This window comes from Streptomyces sp. NRRL S-378, from assembly GCF_000720645.1.
GTDB lineage: Bacteria > Actinomycetota > Actinomycetes > Streptomycetales > Streptomycetaceae > Streptomyces.
This window is the reverse complement of record NZ_JOBX01000154.1, coordinates 1-2,395: the sequence shown is the minus strand read 5'-3', so window position 1 is coordinate 2,395 and position 2,395 is coordinate 1. Positions and strand designations below refer to the sequence as shown.

The 2,395-nt window shown below is 73.4% G+C and carries 4 protein-coding genes and 1 pseudogene; 3 read left to right on the top strand and 2 right to left on the bottom strand.

All coding sequences use genetic code 11. From position 1 onward, the window contains the following. Positions 1-468: pseudogene (locus tag IH80_RS45175) on the bottom strand (hypothetical protein); the annotation flags it as partial. On the opposite strand from IH80_RS45175, the gene IH80_RS45170 reads away from it, so the two are divergent. Both IH80_RS45170 and IH80_RS0138165 read left to right on the top strand, forming a co-directional pair. Then, positions 419-592, top strand: coding sequence for a peptidoglycan-binding domain-containing protein (locus tag IH80_RS45170; RefSeq protein ID WP_158943861.1), 174 nt, complete (start codon positions 419-421; stop codon positions 590-592). The pseudogene IH80_RS45175 and the gene IH80_RS45170 overlap by 50 nt on opposite strands. Before the next feature lie 310 nt (positions 593-902). Continuing rightward, on the top strand, positions 903-1,610 hold the full coding sequence (locus IH80_RS0138165; protein WP_030966507.1) for an HAD-IA family hydrolase: 708 nt from the start codon (positions 903-905) through the stop codon (positions 1,608-1,610). 106 nt (positions 1,611-1,716) lie between these two features. Here the strand turns inward: IH80_RS0138165 and IH80_RS0138160 are convergent, their stop codons facing one another. Next, entirely contained in the window at positions 1,717-2,238 is a 522-nt protein-coding gene (locus IH80_RS0138160; RefSeq protein WP_030966506.1) for a DinB family protein, read from the bottom strand. Positions 2,239-2,310: 72 nt separating this feature from the next. Here IH80_RS0138160 and IH80_RS43340 point away from each other — a divergent pair. After that, positions 2,311-2,395, top strand: an 85-nt coding sequence (locus IH80_RS43340) for a TMEM165/GDT1 family protein (protein ID WP_234432538.1), incomplete at its 3' end; no start/stop codon positions are given.

Here is a 2,395-nt window from a genome sequence, read left to right as displayed (position 1 = left end):
GGGTGGGGGCGGGGGCCCGGAGGAGTGGTCGAGCCGTCCTTCCCGCCGGCGGCCGCTGGCCCTGCTGGCCGGCGCCGCGGCGGCCGTCGCCCTCAGTGGCACGGCCGTGGCGGTGTGGGTGCTTCCGGCTTCCTCGGAGAGCGATACGGCCATGGTGGAGGCGAAGGCGTCGGCGTCCGCGGTGGGCGCGGCTCCGGCCGCGCCGTCCGGCAGCCCGAGCCGGACCTCCGCCTCCCCGTCGGCCTCCGCGTCACCGAGCGCCTCGAAGTCGTCGTCCCCGTCGCCGTCGCCGAGCGCGTCCCGCTCGGCTTCCTCCGCGCCGCCGTCGCCGAGCGCGTCGCCCAGCGCGAGCCGTTCCTCCAGCCCGCCACCGCCCGCGCAGGCTCCGGTGCTGCGCTTCGGGGATTCGGGTCCGGAGGTGGAGAAGCTCCAGCGGCTGCTGGCGGGGCAGGGGCTGTACGGGGGCAAGTTCCACGGAAAGTTCGACTGGCGGGTCGAGCGGGCCCTGTCGGAGTTCCAGTACGACCGCGGGATCGACGACGAGGAGTGGGGCGTCTACGGTCCCGTGACCCGCAAGGCACTGGAGGGGTAGGCCGCCAGGACGGGACGGGACGGGGCGGGACGGGACGGGACGGGACTGCGAGGCAAGGTGCAAGCGACACCGCGCGGAACCTGCGCGAAGGTGCACGAAGCTGCGCGGAAGCACAACTGAAGAGACGGAGCGGCCGGCCGGAGGCGGCGCGACGCCCTGGGGCGGGGGCGCGACGGGGGTCACATGCCCTCGAGTGGCGCAGACCATCCCGCGTTTTGTATCGTGGTGGAACAAAGTGGTTCCGTCCGCACTCCCTGACCGGTGGACGGAACCACTTGTTCTCTTTTCCCGCCCGTCTGGAGCCCCGTCGATGCCGGCCAGCACCACCACGACCACCGCCCCCGCAGTCCTCTCCGCCAAGGCCCTGCTCCTGGACATGGACGGCACGATCGTGAATTCCGACGCGGTGGTCGAGCGCTGCTGGCGCGACTGGGCGGTCTCCCACGGGCTGGACCCGGAGGAGGCCCTGAAGGTGGTCCACGGCCGCCAGGGCTACGCCACCATGGCCGTGCTGCTGCCGGACCGCCCCATGGAGGTCAACCTCGCGGAGAACGCCGAGATGCTGGCGCGCGAGACGGCCGACACCGACGGGGTGGTCCCGGTCGCGGGCGCCCCGGCCTTCATGGCCGCGATCGGCGGGCTGCCGCACGCCCTGGTCACGTCCGCCGATGCCGCTCTGGCCACCGCCCGGATGACGGCTGCCGCGCTGCCGATGCCCGAGGTGAGGGTCACGGCCGAGTCCGTCGGCGCCAGCAAGCCAGACCCCGAGGGCTTCCTCAAGGGTGCCGCCGCTCTGGGAGTGGACCCGGCCGACTGCATCGTCTTCGAGGACTCGTCCGCGGGTATCGCCGCGGGCCGGGCGGCGGGCATGCGCGTGATCGGCGTGGGTCCCCGCGCTGCCGCGCACGGCCCGACGGTGCACGTCCCGGACCTGACGTTCCTCGATGTCACGGCCGGCCCCGACGGCTCGATCCGCATCACGCTGCGGACGGAGCACCCGAACGCGCCTGCGCAGTAGCGCGACGGCCGGGGGCCCGGGCCCCCGTCCCCAGCCGCGCCTTCTGCCTGCCCGACTGCTTCCCGGCTGCCTGCTTCCCGCCCCGTCCGCCTACCGCCCCGCCCGTCTACTGCCCCACGCGCCCGTCGATGCGCTCCCGCAGGAAGTCCGCGTGGCCGTTGTGGCGGGCGTACTCCTCGATCATGTGGACCAGCACCTCGCGGAGTTCCATCGGCTCACCGCCGCAGTCGCCCGTGACGTCCGTCCCGGGAGCCTGCGCGACGAACTGTTCCGCGAAGGCGACCTCGGCCCGCCACGTCTTCCACGCGTCGGCGACCAGTTCCGGGTCGGCCACCGCACCGGTGAACTCCCCGGCGGGTTCCTCCTCCGTCCGGTAGTGACGGCGTACGTCCTGGCCCGCCATGACCTGCCGGAACCAGTACTGCTCCACGCCCGCGAGGTGTCGTACGAGCCCCAGCAGCGAGAGGTCGGACGGCGCCACCGAGCGTCGGGCCAGGGCTTCCGCGTCGAGGCCCGCGCATTTGAGCTCCAGGGTGAGCCGCTGGTCGCGGAGGTAGCCGGTGAGTACGTCGCGCTCGCCCCGGAAGCCGCCGTCGGTACGGGTGTCCTCATCGGGGTGGACGAACATGTTGGACCAACCGAAACGGCGGTCCGGGGCAGGCGCAGCACCGGAGACGGGGCCGGAGCCGGGGCCGGCTTCATGCTGATCCTGGTGGCGGAGTTCGGTGACCTGACCCAGATCATGACCGCCAACCTGGCGGCACGGTACGACGACCCCGTCTCCG